Annotated in this window: 16 protein-coding genes; 12 read left to right on the forward strand and 4 right to left on the reverse strand. The window is 62.9% G+C overall.

Annotated features, from left to right (window positions below; all coding sequences use genetic code 11):
* Nucleotides 1-63: 63 nt before the first annotated feature.
* Genes NFJ07_RS17785 through NFJ07_RS17800 form a run of 4 tightly spaced genes read left to right on the forward strand, consistent with a single transcriptional unit; the run spans nt 64 to nt 4,100 of the window.
* Nucleotides 64-1,422 carry an MFS transporter gene (locus NFJ07_RS17785; RefSeq protein ID WP_269996244.1) on the forward strand — a complete coding sequence of 453 codons (1,359 nt, stop codon included), beginning with the start codon at nt 64-66 and terminating at the stop codon, nt 1,420-1,422.
* Between the two features lie 47 nt (nt 1,423-1,469).
* Complete coding sequence (locus tag NFJ07_RS17790) at nt 1,470-2,507, forward strand: LacI family DNA-binding transcriptional regulator (RefSeq protein ID WP_269996245.1); 1,038 nt, start codon at nt 1,470-1,472, stop codon at nt 2,505-2,507.
* Complete coding sequence (locus NFJ07_RS17795; RefSeq protein WP_269996246.1) at nt 2,491-3,507, forward strand: nucleoside hydrolase; 1,017 nt, start codon at nt 2,491-2,493, stop codon at nt 3,505-3,507. Before NFJ07_RS17790 ends, NFJ07_RS17795 begins: the two co-directional genes overlap by 17 nt.
* A complete protein-coding gene (locus NFJ07_RS17800) occupies nt 3,504-4,100 on the forward strand; it encodes a TMEM175 family protein (protein ID WP_269996247.1) in 597 nt (198 codons plus the stop codon). Before NFJ07_RS17795 ends, NFJ07_RS17800 begins: the two co-directional genes overlap by 4 nt.
* A gap of 22 nt (nt 4,101-4,122) precedes the next feature.
* Here the strand turns inward: NFJ07_RS17800 and NFJ07_RS17805 are convergent, their stop codons facing one another.
* The gene (locus NFJ07_RS17805) at nt 4,123-4,881 is read right to left on the reverse strand and encodes a DeoR/GlpR family DNA-binding transcription regulator (RefSeq protein WP_269996248.1); all 759 of its coding nucleotides are present in this window, start codon (nt 4,879-4,881) and stop codon (nt 4,123-4,125) included.
* Nucleotides 4,882-4,927: 46 nt separating this feature from the next.
* On the opposite strand from NFJ07_RS17805, the gene NFJ07_RS17810 reads away from it, so the two are divergent.
* Nucleotides 4,928-5,620, forward strand: a complete 693-nt coding sequence (locus tag NFJ07_RS17810) for an NUDIX domain-containing protein (protein WP_269996249.1) — start codon at nt 4,928-4,930, stop codon at nt 5,618-5,620.
* Between the two features lie 33 nt (nt 5,621-5,653).
* Here the strand turns inward: NFJ07_RS17810 and NFJ07_RS17815 are convergent, their stop codons facing one another.
* Nucleotides 5,654-6,172, reverse strand: a complete 519-nt coding sequence (locus NFJ07_RS17815; RefSeq protein ID WP_269996250.1) for a GNAT family N-acetyltransferase — start codon at nt 6,170-6,172, stop codon at nt 5,654-5,656.
* 66 nt (nt 6,173-6,238) lie between these two features.
* Here NFJ07_RS17815 and trxB point away from each other — a divergent pair, with 66 nt between their 5' ends.
* The 3 genes from trxB to NFJ07_RS17830 all read left to right on the forward strand — a co-directional run bounded on the left by trxB (nt 6,239) and on the right by NFJ07_RS17830 (nt 9,994).
* On the forward strand, nt 6,239-7,216 hold the full coding sequence (gene trxB, locus NFJ07_RS17820; protein ID WP_269996251.1) for a thioredoxin-disulfide reductase: 978 nt from the start codon (nt 6,239-6,241) through the stop codon (nt 7,214-7,216).
* 228 nt (nt 7,217-7,444) lie between these two features.
* Nucleotides 7,445-8,695, forward strand: coding sequence for an Nramp family divalent metal transporter (locus tag NFJ07_RS17825; protein ID WP_269996291.1), 1,251 nt, complete (start codon nt 7,445-7,447; stop codon nt 8,693-8,695).
* 51 nt (nt 8,696-8,746) lie between these two features.
* On the forward strand, nt 8,747-9,994 hold the full coding sequence (locus NFJ07_RS17830) for an APC family permease (protein ID WP_269996253.1): 1,248 nt from the start codon (nt 8,747-8,749) through the stop codon (nt 9,992-9,994).
* On the opposite strand, the gene NFJ07_RS17835 is transcribed toward NFJ07_RS17830, so the two are convergent.
* Complete coding sequence (locus NFJ07_RS17835) at nt 9,984-11,204, reverse strand: MFS transporter (protein ID WP_269996255.1); 1,221 nt, start codon at nt 11,202-11,204, stop codon at nt 9,984-9,986. The genes NFJ07_RS17830 and NFJ07_RS17835 overlap by 11 nt on opposite strands.
* 184 nt (nt 11,205-11,388) lie before the next feature.
* Here NFJ07_RS17835 and NFJ07_RS17840 point away from each other — a divergent pair, with 184 nt between their 5' ends.
* The 4 genes from NFJ07_RS17840 (at nt 11,389) to NFJ07_RS17855 (ending at nt 14,125) form a co-directional block, all read left to right on the forward strand.
* On the forward strand, nt 11,389-11,778 hold the full coding sequence (locus NFJ07_RS17840) for a hypothetical protein (protein ID WP_269996256.1): 390 nt from the start codon (nt 11,389-11,391) through the stop codon (nt 11,776-11,778).
* 178 nt (nt 11,779-11,956) lie between these two features.
* Nucleotides 11,957-12,214 (forward strand): mycoredoxin, encoded by a 258-nt coding sequence (locus NFJ07_RS17845; RefSeq protein WP_059389319.1) that lies wholly within the window; start codon nt 11,957-11,959, stop codon nt 12,212-12,214.
* 184 nt (nt 12,215-12,398) lie between these two features.
* Nucleotides 12,399-13,484: an S-(hydroxymethyl)mycothiol dehydrogenase gene (locus NFJ07_RS17850; RefSeq protein ID WP_269996257.1), complete on the forward strand. Its 1,086-nt coding sequence runs from the start codon at nt 12,399-12,401 to the stop codon at nt 13,482-13,484.
* The gene (locus NFJ07_RS17855) at nt 13,481-14,125 is read left to right on the forward strand and encodes an MBL fold metallo-hydrolase (RefSeq protein ID WP_269996258.1); all 645 of its coding nucleotides are present in this window, start codon (nt 13,481-13,483) and stop codon (nt 14,123-14,125) included. The genes NFJ07_RS17850 and NFJ07_RS17855 overlap by 4 nt, the downstream gene beginning before the upstream one ends.
* Before the next feature lie 12 nt (nt 14,126-14,137).
* Here NFJ07_RS17855 and NFJ07_RS17860 read toward each other — a convergent pair whose 3' ends face one another.
* A complete protein-coding gene (locus NFJ07_RS17860; protein WP_269996259.1) occupies nt 14,138-16,453 on the reverse strand; it encodes an FdhF/YdeP family oxidoreductase in 2,316 nt (771 codons plus the stop codon).
* Nucleotides 16,454-16,494: the final 41 nt, after the last annotated feature.

A 16,494-nucleotide genomic window follows, 5' to 3' on the forward strand; every position in this document is an offset into this window, starting at 1 on the left:
CCTAGGTGTTCTACGCGCGTAGACCTCGCACCCCACCACCTCATCAAAGGACCAGAACGTGCCATGAGTACTGTCGATCTTGAAAAAGCCTCGGAACCCGATCTGCACTTTCAAACACCCGAAGGCCGAGCCCGGTTCCGCACAGCAACCATCTCCACCTGGCTCGGAACAACCATGGAATACGTGGATTTCGCCTTGTACGGCTTGGCCGCAGGCCTGATCTTCGGCAACGTGTTCTTCCCGGGAAGCTCCCCAGTTATCGCCCTCTTGTCCGGATTCGCCACGTACGCTGTTGGCTTTCTTGCGAGGCCCCTCGGAGCCATCTATTTCGGCCGGCTCGGGGACAAGCGCGGGCGGAAGTTCGTACTTGTCGCGACGGTGGCCCTCATGGGAGTGTCCACCACGTTGATAGGCCTCATCCCCGGTTATGACCAGATCGGGATGGCCGCCCCGGCCTTGCTTGTCCTGCTCCGTCTCGCCCAAGGCTTCGGCGCTGGAGCAGAATTGTCCGGCGGTGCCGTCATGCTCGCCGAATACGCACCGGCAAAGCGCCGTGGCTTGGTGGCATCGATTGTCGCGCTCGGCTCGAATAGCGGAACGCTCCTCGCCTCGGCCATCTGGCTCCTGATCGTCCAGCTTCCCCAGCAGGACTTGCTGTCCTGGGGGTGGCGCATCCCCTTCATCGGCAGTTTCATCATCACTGCGGCAGCGCTGCTTATCCGCCGCTCAATGTCTGAGAGCCCTGTGTTTCTCAAGCAGCAAGAGCTGCTTGGCAACTCGACAGAGGCGCGGGCGAGCAAACCGGCGGGCACCTTCTGGTCCAGGCGCAAAGCCTTCTTCATCATGGTAGGGCTCCGGATCGGCGAGAACGGACCTTCCTACCTCGCCCAGAGTTTTGTCATCGGATACGTCGCCAAAGTCCTGCTTGTCGATAAGTCCGTTCCGACGTCGGCCGTTCTCATTGCCTCCATCCTCGGTTTCGGCGTGATCCCGCTGGCAGGATTGCTCTCGGATCGCTTCGGCCGCCGGCTCAGCTACCGCGTCTTCTGCCTCCTGTTGGTTCTTTACGCAGTGCCCGCCTTCGCGTTGTTGGACACACGCGACCCGGCAATCGTCATGGTGGTCATCATCGTGGGGATGTGCCTGGCCTCCTTGGGAATTTTCGGCGTTCAAGCCGCCTACGGCGTCGAACTGTTCGGGGCCAACCACCGCTATTCCCAGATGGCCTTGGCCAAGGAACTCGGCTCCATCGTCTCGGGCGGCACGGCTCCTTTGGTGGCTGCCGCCTTGCTGGCAGGGTTCGGTCACTGGTGGCCCATTGCAGCGTATTTCATCCTCATGGCCGGAATCGGCTTGGTCACGACCTTTTATGCCCCTGAGACCAAGGGCCGTGACCTCAATGAATTCGAGGATGCCGTCTGAGCAGTTGCTAGAGTAACCGCCGGAGGGACATGAAACAGATAGGCGCCATGGGACGATATATCGGCAAGGTAACCCGAAGGGAAGTCGCGCTTGCGGCCGGAACATCTGAAGCGGTTGTGAGTTATGTGGTCAATAACGGGCCCCGCCCGGTTTCCAGCACAACCAGGCAGAAGGTCCTCGACGCCATTGCGGAAACGGGCTACCGGCCAAACACCATAGCGCGGTCCCTGGCTGCAGGTTCGACGAAGACTTATGGCTTGATCGTCCCGAACATCCGCAACCCGTTCCTGGCGGCTCTGGCCCACGCTTTACAGCAGGAAATGTTCTCCACTGGCAGAATGCTGCTGCTTGGCGATTCCGATGACAACAAGGAACGCGAAAATGAAATCCTGCGTACCTTCATTGAGCGCCGGGTAGACGGCATTATTTGGTATGGCGTCGACAGGGACGTAGATATGCGGGACGCTCATGCAGCACGCGTCCCGGTGGTTGTCCTCGACAAAACACCAGCCGGCTCGGAGGCCGCCTCGGTCTTCATCAATGAGACCGAGGCGGCCTTCGAAGCCACAAAGCATTTGATTGATCACGGCAGGACGTCTGTTGGCATCATTTCAGGGCCGCGGAAGAACCTGAACTCCCAAGACCGTATTAGCGGCTGGAAGCAAGCCTTGGAACTAAACAGCAACGGCGCAAGCGACACTCTCAGCTTCGAAGCCGACTACACCAGGGGTGGCGGATATGCCGCCGCAAAGGCAATGTTTTCCGGATCGCTCCAACCAGACGCCGTTTTCGTTTCGAACGAACTGCAGGCCCTCGGTTTGCTTGCGGCGGCGGCCGAATTCGGTGTACGCGTCCCGCAGGACCTAGCCGTTGTTTGCTTTAACGGCACGATCAATTCCGCATTCAGTACGCCCACCCTGACGGCCATCGAACAACCCACCAGAGCCATTGCCAAGGCCTCCATCAAACTGCTTCTGGAATCCGACCCATTTATGGTCGAATCCATCGAGTGCGCCTTCCAGCTGCGGAGGCGAGCGTCCTGCGGATGCGACTACGAAAGAAATACTTTTGACAGAGACCAATAGCAAGCGAACTCGCATCATCATGGATTGTGATCCAGGGAATGGCATCCCCGGTGCAAACGTCGACGACGGCCTGGCCCTTGCCCTTGCAATCGCCGCCGAAGATCGGATAGAGCTCGCAGCCATCACCACGGTTTCAGGAAACACACCGAGCCGCACCGGCTACTCCGTGGCACGCACCATGATGGAGGACCTTGGACTCCAGATCCCCGTCTATTGCGGCGCCGAACGTGCACTTCAAGAACCCGACGGCCCGTGGAGGTCATTCCTCGACGCCCCCATCGTCGACCCTTCGCTCGCCGGTCTCTGGAAGGGCGTGCCGCGGGTTCGGGACTTCGAACAAGCGCTTACCGCCCCCGCCGCCCTTCAGATTGCCCAGCTCGTCCTCGCAGACCCCGGCAATGTGACCATCGTTGCCATTGGACCGCTCACCAACGTCGCCCAGGCAATGCTCCTCTACCCACAACTGGCAAGCTCGGTGGCGGAGATCATCGTCATGGGTGGCTCATTCAACATCGAGGGCACCCTGAAAGACACCAACTTCGGGATCGACCCCGAAGCTGCCCGCATCGTTCTTAGGAGCGCGGCTCCCATTACCTTGGTACCCCTCGACGCTTCGGAACAGACAATGCTTACACTCGACGATTTGGCGGAGCTGGAAAACGTCGAAAACGATCTCGCCCGGTGCGTTCTTCCTTGGACGCGCGCCTGGCTCAAATACTCTTCGAGAACACGCCGCATCCCCGGGTGCTGGCTCCATGACCCCCTGGCCGTCGCGGTCTTGCTTGACCGATCCATCGCACGCAGCCAGGAGTACATGGTTGACGTTGAATTGAGTGGTGCGCTAACCCGCGGAAGGTGTATTCGTTGGGTACACGGCAAACTACGCCCCACGGTTGGAGTTGATACAAATAGCGCCCGATCAATCAATGTTCTGACTCAAGTGGACAATGAGAAACTCGTCAAAACGCTCATCGACGCGATCAGGGGCTATGGAAGATGAACAAGAACCGGCTCGAGGCATTCAGTGACGGCGTCCTCGCCATTGTCATCACCATCATGGTGCTCGAACTGCGCGTGCCCCCGGAACCGAGCTGGCATGGCTTGCTCAGCGTCCTGCCAACTTTCCTCAGCTATTTGCTGAGCTTCGTCTACGTGGGGATCTACTGGAACAACCACCACCACATGATCCATCTGGCGGATCGGGTCAACGGCGGAATACTTTGGGCGAACCTGCACCTGTTGTTCTGGATATCCCTCTTCCCGTTCAGCACACGCTGGATGGATGACTCGGGCTTCGCTGAGGTCCCTGTGCTGGCTTACGGGTTCAACCTGCTCTGCGCCGCCATCGCCTACTTCGTCCTGCAGCAGTCATTGATCCGGGACCAGGGGCGGCAGGGCGCGCTCGCTCAGGCGATTGGCCGGGACTGGAAGGGGAAGACGTCGCCGCTCATCTATCTGGCCGGCCTCGGCCTCTGCTTCCTGCATCCTTTGCTCGCTGTTGCCGCCTACACGGTGGTGGCATTGATCTGGCTGATTCCGGACCGTCGAGTTGAACACTTTGTCATCCGCGCACACCAGGACCGAGCTGACTAGTGGGCTCCAGGGGTCACCAGGGTCAATCGGCGCCAATGAGGGCAACGCCAAGGTGCGAGAGTTCCCTCATGGTCGGATCGTTGGCTGGCGCATCGGTGATGATGCCGGCGACGCTGGCAAAAGGCAATACCGAATAGCGCGAAGCTGCGCCGATCTTCTCGGTGCTGGCGAGGACATAGGTATCTGCCGCACGGGCGGCCAGGGCGCGTTTCATGGCGGCTTCGTCGGCGTCGGCGGTTGTCAGTCCGTGGACGGGGTGGACTCCGGTGACACCAAGGAAGAACAACTCGGCGGAAATGGCCTGGGTGGCCTCGACGGCCGCAGCCCCGCAGGTCACGGCAGAGTGCTTGAACAAGCGACCACCGAGGAGGAACACCTCGATGAGGGGGTGCTCGACAAGCGCCGAGGCGATGGTTGGGCTGTGGGTAATCACAGTGCAGTCGAGCTCGGCGGGCAGCGCGTGAACCACCGCGAGGGTGCTGGTGCCGCCGTCGAGGATCACTGCGGAACCCGGCTGGACCATCGAAGCGGCGCGGGCAGCAATGCGGCCCTTGCTCCCCGGCTCGACCGTGACGCGGGTGGCATAGTCGGCGATGGCAGGAGAAACCGGCAGGGCGCCGCCGTACACACGTTGGCAGAGCCCGGCCGCGGCAAGCTCGCGCAGATCGCGGCGCACGCTATCTTCGGACAATCCAAGTTCGTGGGCGACGTCTTTGGCGATCACCTTGCCATCGGCGGCAAGGCGCGTGAGGAGGTATTCGAGTCGTTCGGCAGCAAGCATGCGCGTTCCTTCCTGATGTTGCAAGATTATGCACTATTCTAACGGGATGACTCCGACAAACGATGCCCCTCCCACGACGTTGCGTCCTGGAATTGACGTACCCGACCACCGCGGCCGCACCGGCCTCGACCAAGCCGGCCGCGGCCTCGACCGCAATCCCGCTGTGGTTGTGCGCGACGTCGAAGTGACCTCTGACGGTTGGCACGTGCTGCGTCGCACCACCTTCGACTACCGCCGCAGGGATGGCCGATGGGTCACGGAGCAACGCGAAAGTTACGATCGAGGAAATGGCGCGACGATTCTGTTGTACGACGCCGGCCGGGGCACGGTTCTACTCACCCGGCAGTTCCGCTTCCCTGCCTACGTCAACGATCATCCGGACGGGATGCTGATCGAGACTGCTGCCGGCTTACTGGATAACGACGATCCCGAAACGGCTATCCGTCGTGAGGCCAGCGAGGAGCTCGGCGTCGACGTCGGAGCGCTGCGGCATGTCTTCGACGCTTACATGAGCCCCGGATCGGTCACCGAAAGGCTCCACTTCTTCGTTGCGCCCTACACCCCGGCCGACCAGACAGGCCTCGGCGGCGGAGTAGCCGCGGAGGGCGAGGACATCGAAACCATCGAGATTGCGTTCGCCGATGCTCTCGCCATGATCGAGGACGGTCGCATAATGGACGGAAAGTCGATCATGCTCCTCCAATGGGCAGCCCTCAACAGCCTCTGCAAAATGGCATGAGCCGCCGCGTGGCCGCCGCCCTCGGCGCCGTCTTCAGACCCGGCGCGAGCGGCGTTCGAGCAGGAGTGTATCTCGCCATTGGCCGGCAAGGGGCCCGGCATTCATGCGCGCGATGCGTTCACGCCGGCCAACGATGGTGAAGCCATTCGCTTGATGAAGGCGGATGCTGGCCTGGTTCTCGGGGAAAACGCTGGACTGGATGGTCCAGATGCCATGCTCTTCGGTCGATGCAGCCAGCGCTTTCAGCAGCAGGCTTCCGACACCCCGTCCGCGAGCAGAACCGGCGACATAAACGGAGTGTTCAACGACGCCGGCATAAGCCGGGCGCGCAGACACAGCGGAAACTGCCGTCCACCCCAACACATGGCCGGATACTTCAGCAACGAAGCGGTGATCAGGAAGGCGGCTTGTGTCGAATTGTTCCCACTCCGGAGCTGCCGCTTCAAAGGTTGCCTGGCCGGTCTCGATACCCTCCGTGAAAATCGCACGGACCTCGGGCCAATCCTCGGGACTCATGGGCCGGATGAGGACGGCTCCGGCTTCGCTCAACATTCACCCATTATGCACTCGGATTGACGAGCCCCTTGATTGAAGTCCTCGTCCTTGTTCCACTTGTCTATGAGCAAAGAACAGCTGATCATCATCGGATCCGGCCCTGCCGGCTACACCGCGGCAATTTATGCCGCCCGGGCAGGCCTGAGCCCCCTCGTCCTTGCCGGATCAGTCACCGCCGGCGGCGCGTTGATGAACACAACGGAGGTGGAGAACTTCCCCGGCTTCCCCGCTGGGATCCAAGGTCCCGAGCTCATGGATGGCCTGCAGGAGCAAGCCGAGCGCTTCGGCGCCAAGATAGTGTTCGACGACGTCACTGAAGTCCAGCTGATTGGGCACCTCAAGCGCGTGGTCACCGGCTCGGGTGACACCCACGAGGCTCCGGCCGTGATCCTTGCGACCGGTTCGGCCTACAAAGAACTCGGCTTGCCCGAAGAGAAGAGGCTGAGCGGACACGGCGTTTCGTGGTGCGCCACGTGCGATGGCTTCTTCTTCCGCGAACAGGAAATCATCGTGGTGGGCGGCGGTGATTCCGCCATGGAAGAAGCGATGTTCCTGACCCGGTTCGCGAAGACCGTGACCGTCGTCGTCCGCAGGGAAGAGCTCCGGGCCTCCCGGATCATGGCTCAGCGGGCCAAGGACAATCCGAAAATCCGCTTCGCGTGGAACTCGGCCATCACCGCAATCCACGGCGACGCCAAGGTCACCGGGGTAACCCTGGCCGACACGCGCTCCGGTGACTCGCGCGAACATGCGGCCACGGGCATATTCGTGGCCATTGGACATGTCCCGCGGACGGAGCTTGTTGCGGGACAGGTGGAGCTCGACGCCGAGGGTTACATCAAGGTCGACTCCCCCACCACGGTTACCAATCTCTCCGGCGTCTTCGCTTGCGGTGACGCTGTGGACCACCGCTACCGCCAAGCCATTACGGCCGCAGGCACGGGTTGCGCCGCGGCCTTGGATGCCGAACGGTACCTCGCCGCGCTCGAGGATGCGGACAGCATCGCCACGGCGCTCGTGGAAGAACCCACCCACGCTTGAACCCACCCACGCTTGAACCCACCCACGCTTGAACCCACCCACGCCTGAACCCACCCAACTGTCCCCACCCAACTGACTCGCAGTTAATGTCGTTTTGAGGGCTCAAAGCGACATCTACTGCGAGCTAGTTGGGCGAGGCGCTTATCAAGCCGCACCTAAAAACTACTTTTCGGCATGCCTAACTTAACGGTATCCTCAAATGTCCGTATCCCCGATGTTGAGGAAACCATGGCTGCCACTATTGCGGAGCAACCGGCGAGCAAGACCCGGTGGAAGTCCCGGCTACTCTTGTTGGGGCCGGCTTTCGTGGCTGCGATCGCATACGTGGATCCGGGAAACGTCGCGGCAAACCTCACTGCCGGAGCGAACTACGGCTACCTGCTCGTGTGGGTCCTGGTAGCGGCAAACGTCATGGCGGTCCTGGTGCAGTACCAGTCGGCGAAGCTCGGCTTGGCCACCGGCCACAGCCTTCCGGAACTCCTGGGCAAACGGTTGGGAACCCACCGCCGCAGACTGTTTTGGGTCCAGGCAGAGGTGGTTGCCGGGGCTACCGACATGGCCGAAGTCATCGGCGGAGCGGTAGCCCTCAACCTTCTCTTCGGAGTGCCGCTTCTCATGGGCGGAGTCATCATCGGGCTGGCATCCATGTTGCTCCTGGCGCTCCAGTCATCACGGGGACAGAAGTCCTTTGAGTACGCCATCATGATGCTTTTGGCGGTCATCGCCGTCGGTTTCGTTTCGGGGCTCTTCGTCAACCCGCCGGAGACCGGTGGAGTACTAGCTGGTTTGGTGCCGCGGTTCGAGGGCACGGACACTGTCCTCCTCGCTGCGAGCATGCTCGGTGCCACCGTCATGCCGCATGCCATCTACCTCCATTCGGCCCTGGCCCGTGACCGGCATGGCTTCTCGGAAGATCCCGCTGTACGGACAAGGCTCATCAAGACCACCCGCGTGGACGTCGTGGGGGCCTTGATGCTGGCCGGGGTCGTGAACATCGCCATGCTCCTTTTGGCCGCGTCCAGCCTGCGGGGAGTCGAAGGAACCGACACCATCGCCGGGGCCCATGCCGCCGTTACTTCGGCCCTTGGTCCAGTCATCGGCGTGGCTTTCGGCGTCGGTTTGCTTGCCTCGGGCCTCGCTTCAACCTCCGTCGGATGCTACGCCGGCGCAACGGTCATGGGCGGACTCCTCAAGATCCGGGTCCCCTTGCTGGTCCGCCGGGTGGTCACGTTGGTCCCGGCCCTGGTCATTCTCGGCGCGGGCATAGAACCCACCCTGGCACTCGTGCTGAGTCAAGTCCTGCTGAGCTTCGGCATACCTTTCGCTTTGATTCCGCTGATCCGGCTCACCGGCAAACGCGAGGTCATGGGCATCCACACGGATTCCACGGCATTGAAGATAGCTGGGTGGACCAGCGCGGCCCTCATCGTGGGCCTCAACTGCGTCCTCATCGTTCTGACAGTCACCGGGAAGTCCTAGGCTCATCCAATAGCCAATTAGGCTGGGTCTGAGCCCCGAAGGAGACCCCAAATGAGCAACCCCCAGGCCCTGGCCCGTCGGCTGGGTACCTTTGACGCGGTGGTGATCGGATTGGGCTCCATGATCGGCGCCGGCGTGTTCGCGGCCTTCACTCCGGCCGCTTCCGCCGCAGGATCAGGACTGCTGATTGGACTCGTCGTCGCGGCAGGGGTGGCATTCTGTAACGCGACGTCCTCCGCCCAGCTCGCCGCCGCATATCCCACGTCGGGCGGAACGTACATTTACGGTCGTGAACGGCTGGGACCGTGGTCCGGATTCCTGGCCGGTTGGGGATTCGTGATCGGTAAGACCGCCAGCGCGGCGGCCATGGCCATGACATTCGCCGCCTACGCCGCCCCTCCGGGGTGGGAACGTCCCGTGGCAATCGCCGCCGTCGTCGTCCTCGCCGTCGTCAACTATCACGGGGTGACCCGCACGGCTGGCCTGACGCGCATTCTGGTTCTCGCAGTGCTGGCGGCCCTCGCCATTGGCGTGGCAGCCTGCTGGGGCGGTTCCATTCCGTCCCCGGCCAACATTCTCGGGGATGGACTGCTTGCACATGGCTGGTACGGGATCCTCCAGTCCGCCGGGTTGCTGTTCTTCGCTTTCGCTGGCTACGCGAGGATCGCGACCATGGGAGAGGAAGTGCGCAATCCCCGGCGCGCCATTCCGCGTGCCATCGGGATCGCCTTGGGCATCGCCGTCGTCCTCTACGCCATCATCGCCGTGACCCTTCTCGCCGCCCTCGGCCCGGACGGCGTGGCCGGCACCCCAACGCCGCTCGCTGCCGCGGTCGGAGCCGGGACCTTCTCCTGGGCCGTCCCGGTGGTCCGCGTTGGAGCCGCCCTCGCTTCCCTCGGTGCCTTGTTGGCACTCATCGCCGGCTTGGGTCGGACCACCCTGGCGATGGCCAGGCACCACGACCTGCCGCACTGGCTCGCCGCGGTCCACCCCCGCTATCGTGTCCCGCACCGGGCCGAAGCCGCCCTCGCCGTCGTGATCAGCGTGATCGTCGCGGTCGCCGACCTGCGCGGCGCGATCGGCTTCTCCTCTTTCGGGGTGCTCATTTACTATCTGGTCGCCAATATTGCCGCGTTCACCCAGCCGGCCGAAGACCGCCGCTACCCCAAGGCGCTCCAAGTGTTCGGGGCCGTGGCGTGCGTAATCCTCGTGGCCACGCTTCCGCCGCTATCGGCGGGCATGGGCGTTCTCATGTTCGCAGCAGGAATCATCCTGCGCGTGGTCAGGCTCAATCGATAGCGTCAAGGACGGGCGCGGAGGCAGCAGGCCGTTGCTTCGGCGGTATCCGCCGTGGCGGCCGCCCGGCCAGCACGATGACAAGCAGCGCCACGACAGTGAGGGCCGCGCAAGCCGCGAAGATGCCCTGGTAGCCGAGCGCCGTCGTCGATCCTAGAGCGATGATGGGGCCTGACACGATAGCGCCAGCGCGCCTGGTGTTGGTGTAGAGGCCAGACGCCAAGCCGGGACGGGGAATCAGTCGCTGGAACAGGGTCAACCCCACGCCCGCCACAATTCCGAAGAACCAGGCATTCAGGACCTGGAGCGCAATCAGGGTGGCGGGGTTGGAGACAAACGCCATGGCCGCGTAGTAGGCGATCCCGGCCACGCATCCGGAGGCGATGAGCGCCCGGCTGGAGTAGCGGCGCGCCAGCCGCCCGATCAGGAAGAGCGCCGGGATCTCAAGTGCGGCCGACACGCCGAGAGCGACGCCCGCCCAGATGACGTCCACGCCGAGTCCCTGCGTCACGAACAGGCTCATGATGGACACCGCGGCGCTGTTGGTTGCCTGCAAGGCGATAAAGGCGAAGACGACGGCGGCGACCCCGAATTTTGAGAACGGGTTCCCATCCTCTTCGCCATGGGCCTTGGGCCGATCCTCGACGACAGCAGCGCGCCGTCGGGAAATCATGGCAGCAGTCGTGGCGACATTGAGGACCGCGACCGCACCGAGGGCGAGCAGGACGGCCCGATTGCCCAGCGCGCCCATGATGAACGTCGCCAGGGGCGGCCCCGCCACCCAGGCGAAGGAGACAATCGCGCGGGTGTTCACCACATCCGCCGTTCCGGCACCTGAGTGCCTGAGGTGGGCGAACAAAAGCGAGCTGCCGACCCCTGCCGGACCGCCAAGGACGATCAAGCCCACGACGGCGAGCGGCAGCGAAGTGCTCACCGCCAGGAGGGCGGACAGCGCCAGGGTCAGGACCCCACAGGCCAGCATGGGCCGCAGGTAGTCGTTTGCACGGTCTGCATACGCAGGCACGAGGAGGGAAGCGACGAAGCCGCTGGCGTTGTAGACAGCGAGGACCCATCCCACCTCGGCCGGGGTGGCGTTGAACAGGGCCACCAGGAGGAGTGCCAGCGCAGGGTTGAGGAACGCGAACTGGAACCCCCACAACAGCGCTGCAGACGGGACGAGCAAACGCTTCATGCCTTCATTCCGGATATCCACGCCCTCAACCCTAGAGGCCTTCCGGGCCGCGAGGGAGGCCCTGCCGGTACCTGTATCAGCAAGTCTTCCGGCTGGTCAGGGCGGATTTTGGCCCTATGCCCGATCAGATCCGGCCGACGGCAAAGCTCTGACAAAACCCGAATCAGGGGTGGACGGCGGGAGTCGCACAGAGCAGGATTGAGCCATGAGCATCCATGAGGCACTCCTGAAGAAGGCCAGCATCACCGCCACGGAAGCCACGCTGGTGGCCAAGTTCGAGATCGAGGGCAACATCCCCGGTTCCGGTGCCTATGTTGTGGGCCTGGTCGCCGCGAGTCCGGACTATTCCTCCCAACGAAGACTGGGCATCGAGTTCATGAACGGGGAGGCGATCGCCTTCTTCTCCTTTAACCACGACCAAAGCGCCGAAGAGAACTACGAGCTCAAGGGTGTTGAGCACTCGGGGAACACCATTACGGGCCATTTCCCCCTCTCGGCGATCAACGGCCTTGGCAAGGGACATGTGATGACGGCCTTCAGTGAAGCCGACGGCCGCGAGTTCCAGTCCGGCGTCGCCGTCGAAGAATCGCTCTAGGATCGGATTCGTCCGGTCCTAGGGAACCGCGCGTCGATTTCATTTTGGGCGTGCGCGGCGCGATGCGTCGCGCCGTTTCTATGTGGACCGTGTCATGTGACACATGCGCGCCAAGGAATAGCGCCTGCCGGGTTACCGTTGACGCGAGTAGTTCATAACAAAGACGACAGGAGAATCCGTGGACTTCACCCCCGAATCCGGCACCATCACTATGTTCTCGACCACTTGGTGCGGCTATTGCAACCGCCTCAAGAAGCAGCTGGACGCCAAGGGCATCGGCTACAACGAGATCAACATCGAAGAAGTCGAGGGCACTGCCGAACTCGTGGAGAAGTTGAACGGCGGCAACCAGACCGTCCCCACGGTCCTCTTCCCGGACGGCACCGCGGCCACCAACCCCTCCGCAGCCGAGGTCGAAGCGCGCCTCGCCGCCTGATTTTCCGAAGGCAGGAGAACGGACGCAGGGCGTCCGTTCTCCGGCCTTCGTTGTTCGCAGGCAGGTACGCCACACGCTGAATGCGCAGCTACCCCCGAACCGCAGTCCGGCCCGTGTGATAGACAGTTTGAGATCAGACTCGGACACCGGTCCGCGGTCCACGAACCTCGTAGGGGAGCAATCCATGGTCCACGCAGTCAAAGGGGCAGTAGTCCGCTCGAAGGGCGCACCTGTCACCCTGGAAACGATCCTCATCCCGGAGCCCGGCCCGGGCGAAGCCTTGGTGGACATCCTCACCAGCGGTGTGTGCCACACTGACCTGCACTACAAACTCGGCGGCATCAGCGACGATTTCCCCTTCCTTCTCGGGCATGAGGCAACGGGCGTTGTGAGCGCCGTCGGCCCGGACGTGACGGACATCGTTCCCGGAGACCGCGTGATCCTGAACTGGCGGGCGGTCTGCGGCAATTGCCGGGCCTGCAACCGCGGCCAGGCCCAGTACTGTTTCAACACGCACAATGCGACGCAGAAGATGACGCTTGAGGACGGCACAGTCCTCTCGCCCGCGCTCGGCATCGGCGCCTTCGCGGAAAAGACACTTGTTGCCGCAGGGCAGTGCACCAAGGTTGATCCCGACGCCGATGCTGCCGCCGTCGGCTTGCTCGGCTGCGGTGTAATGGCCGGACTCGGCGCCGCAATCAACACGGGAGGGGTGAAGCGCGGCGATTCGGTGGCCGTTATCGGCTGCGGCGGTGTCGGCGTGGCCGCCATCGCGGGCGCTGCCTTGGCTGGCGCCACCACCATCATCGCCGTCGACATCGACGCCAAGAAGCTGGACCGTGCACGCGAGCTCGGCGCCACCCATGTGGTGGACTCCTCCCAAGGCGATCCCGTGGAACAAATCCGCGAACTCACCGGCGGCTTTGGCGCGGACGTGGTGATCGACGCCGTCGGCCGTCCCGAGACCTACAAACAGGCGTTCTACGCGCGTGACCTCGCCGGCACTGTGGTGCTGGTGGGCGTCCCGACGCCGGAAATGACGCTCGAACTCCCGCTGCTGGACGTCTTCGGCCGGGGCGGCTCGCTCAAGTCCTCCTGGTACGGCGACTGCCTGCCATCCCGCGATTTCCCCATGCTCGTCAGCCTCTACCGGCAAGGCAAGCTCAATCTCGACGCCTTCGTCACCGAACGGATCGGCATTGCCGATATCGAGGAGGCTTTCGACAAGATGCACTCAGGTTCCGTCCTTCGATCGGTGGTTGAACTGTGACGGATGAAACCAAGACCGTCCGTGTTGACCGCGTTATCACGTCGGGCACCTTCTCGCTCGACGGCGGCACCTGGGATGTGGACAACAACGTCTGGATTGTCGGAGACGATTCCGAGTGCATCGTGATCGATCCCGCGCACCAGCCCGCGACCATCGCGGAGGCGATCGGGGACCGGACCGTCAAAGCCATCCTCCTGACGCATGGCCACGATGACCACATCCGTTCCGCAGGAGCTTTCCGGGACATTGTGCGGGCACCCATCCACCTACACCGTGACGACTGGATGCTGTGGCACGCGGTTTATCCCGGAGCAGATCCCGACGCCGGCATCACCGAAGGTGAGATCTTCGAGGTCGCCGGCGCCCGGCTCCGTGCCATCCACACCCCGGGCCACTCCCCCGGTTCCGTGTCCTTCCATCTGGAGAGCGAAGGAACGCTTTTCAGTGGCGACACGCTGTTCCAGGGCGGACCGGGTGCCACCGGGCGTTCCTACAGCGATTTCCCCACGATCATCGACTCCATCCGTTCCAAGATCCTGGCGTTGCCGGAAAACACGCTCGTCCTGACCGGCCACGGCAGCCCCACCACCGTTGGAGCCGAGGCGCCCCAGCTGGAGGAATGGATCGCCAGGGGGCACTAGCGGCTCTGGGTACTAACGACTCACGCTGAAGTCCGGTGGTGCGGCTGGTTCCAGGCGCACCACCACGGACTTGGACGCGGGAGTGTTGCTGCCTTCGGCGGTCGAATCCAGCGGTACGAGGACGTTCGCTTCCGGGTAATAGGCAGTCACGCAACCGCGGGCTGTGGGGTACGCGATCAACCGGAGTTGGCGCAGGACCCTGTCCACGCCGTCGTCGGCTTCGCTGTGGACGTCCACATAGCCGCCGTCAACAAGGCCCAGATCAGCCAGGTCGTCGCGGTGCGCAAAAAGCACCATACGGCCCTTCTTCACTCCCCGGTAGCGGTCGTTCATGCTGTAGGTGGTCGTGTTGAATTGATCGTGGGAGCGCACCGTCTGGAGCAACAAGCGCCCCTGCGGGACGTGGATGGTCTCAAGGTCGTTGACCGTGAACATTGCCTTCCCGGTGGCGGTGGGAAACTTCCGCTCGTCCCTGGGCCCGTGGGGCAGGACGAAACCGTCGCGGCTCCGGGCCTTCTGGTTGAAGTCCTCGAAACCCGGCACCACATGGGAAATATGGTCTCGCACTGAATCGTAGTCCGCCTCGAAACCTGGCCAATCAACCGGAACTTTGTCGCCGAGTACCGTCGTGGCCATGCGGCACACGATCGCCACTTCGGACAAGACTTTGTCGGAGATCGGCTCCAGCCTTCCTGCCGAACTGTGCACCGCACACACGGTGTCTTCGACGGTGACGAACTGCTCGCCGCTGGCCTGGCGGTCTATTTCGGTGCGGCCCATCGTCGGCAGGATCATCGCTTGCTCCCCCACAACGGCGTGGGAACGGTTGAGCTTCGTGGAAATCTGGACTGACAACCGGGTCTTGCGGACTGCTGCCTCAGCCGCAGTGGTGTCCGACATTGCATGCACGAGGTTTCCACCGAGCGCGACGAGCACTTTGATCCGGCCGTCCCGCATGCCGCGGATGCTGTCCACGGAATCGACGCCCGGGTGCCGCGGTGGGTCAAAGCCGAATTCCTGCTGCAGGGCGTTGAGGAACGGTTCGGGCCTCTTCTCCCAAATGCCCATGGTCCGGTCCCCCTGGACGTTGCTGTGCCCACGGATCGGCGAAGGACCAGCGCCGGGTTTGCCGATGTTCCCGCGGAGCAGGATCAGATTGACGATCTCCTTGATGGTCGCCACGGCCTTCTTGTGCTGCGTCAGGCCCATGGCCCAGGTAATAATGACCTTCTCCGCACGCAGGTAGCGGGCGGCAAGCTCGTCGATTTCTTCCGTCCTCAGGCCCGTTGCGGCAAGGACGTCCTGCTCATCCAGGTTTTCAATATGGGCTTGGAACTCTTCAAGGCCTTGGCAATGCTCCTCGATGAACGCATGATCCAGTACTGCCCCCGGCGCCGCCTTCTCCGCTTCCAGGACCCGCTTGGAGACGGCCTGAAGCAACGCCATGTCGCCCGCGAGGCGGATCTGCAGGAACTGGTCCGCCAAGTCCGTTCCTTTGCCCACCAGCCCGCGTGGCCGTTGCGGGTTCTTGAAGTTGATGAGCCCGGCTTCCGGGAGCGGGTTTACCGCCACAATGCTGGCACCGGCGAGCTTGGCCTCTTCCAAGGCCGTGAGCATCCGGGGATGGCAGGTCCCCGGGTTTTGGCCCATGATGATGATCAAATCCGCCTTGGCAAAGTCCGTGTAGGTGACGGCGGACTTGCCCACGCCCAAGGTCTCACCGAGGGCCAGCCCGGTGGACTCATGGCACATATTGGAGCAATCGGGCAGGTTGTTGGTCCCGAAAGCGCGGACGAAGAGCTGGTAGACAAACGCGGCTTCATTGCTGGTCCGGCCGCTGGTATAAAAGGTAGCTTCGTCAGGCGATTCCAGGGCATTCAGTTCGCGGGCCACAATCCGGAACGCATTATCCCAACTGATGGGACTGTAGTGGCTCGAACCCGCAGGTTTGTAGACGGGTTCCACGAGCCTGCCCTGCTGTCCCAGCCAGTATTCCGAGCGCTGGGCGAGGGAATCGACGTCGTTCTCGTCCCAAAAGGTGGACGGAACCTTGAGTGGATCGGCCTCCCACCCCACGGCCTTCGCACCGTTCTCACAGAACTCGGCCAGCTTCCGCTCCGGAGGATCCGGCCAGGCGCAACTCATGCAGTCGAAACCATCCTTCTGGTTCATGGCCAGCAGGGTCTTCCACGTCCGGGACGGGCCCATTTGGCTCAACGCGTGGGGCAAGGAATCCACCAGGCTGGGCAAACCCGCGGCGGATCGCTTCGGCGGACCAACCGTGAGGTCCGCGTCGGAATCGTGGACAACGGATGGCTTCTTGTCCATTGCTCTACCTCGCTTCAGGAGGGCGGCAGATTCCATTTCCG

The sequence above is a fragment of the Arthrobacter sp. B2a2-09 genome (genome assembly GCF_027587375.1).
Classification (GTDB): Bacteria; Actinomycetota; Actinomycetes; order Actinomycetales; family Micrococcaceae; genus Arthrobacter.